We start from the raw sequence: 468 nt of genomic DNA on the forward strand, positions 1-468 counted from the left end.
AAATAGTCAAAAAGATTCTTTAACTAGGGTTTTATGGCTCGCAGGAATAATAACTACTATTTTTATTGGATGTGCAATTAAACTATGGAGTGACTCTGATAGTTTTAAAAAAGGATATGAAATTGGATTGAAAGAAAAATCTATAAAAGAAGAAATTAAGACTGAAAGTAACTTATATCTAAAAGATTCTTTATATTTGTCAAAGATTGATAGTCTGATAAATACGAAAATTAAAAATGAAAAGCTCAATAGTAAATAGTGATCATTTTAATAATGAAAACTTACCTCAAAACTTTAAAGTAAGATTTGAGGAGTATGAGTATTTATCTTATCCACAAGTTAGTATTACAATTGAAGGAAATCCTATTGGAGATACTATTGATGATAACTCTTATAACAATGACGGTTACAGATACCATGATATTTTTCACCTTACCTTTGCTGCATTATTAGGATGGTCTCCTTGTA

At 27.4% G+C, this 468-nt stretch carries 2 protein-coding genes; both read left to right on the forward strand.

What is annotated here, in order from left to right:
* The coding region (locus QWI17_RS19535) for a hypothetical protein (RefSeq protein WP_302724208.1) at positions 1–259 on the forward strand (259 nt) is incomplete at its 5' end.
* Positions 237–468: MazG C-terminal domain-containing protein (locus QWI17_RS19540; protein ID WP_502553149.1), on the forward strand; the 232-nt coding region annotated here is incomplete at its 3' end. The genes QWI17_RS19535 and QWI17_RS19540, both read left to right, overlap by 23 nt.

The sequence above is a fragment of the Gilvimarinus gilvus genome, assembly GCF_030518155.1.
Lineage (GTDB): Bacteria > Pseudomonadota > Gammaproteobacteria > Pseudomonadales > Cellvibrionaceae > Gilvimarinus > Gilvimarinus gilvus.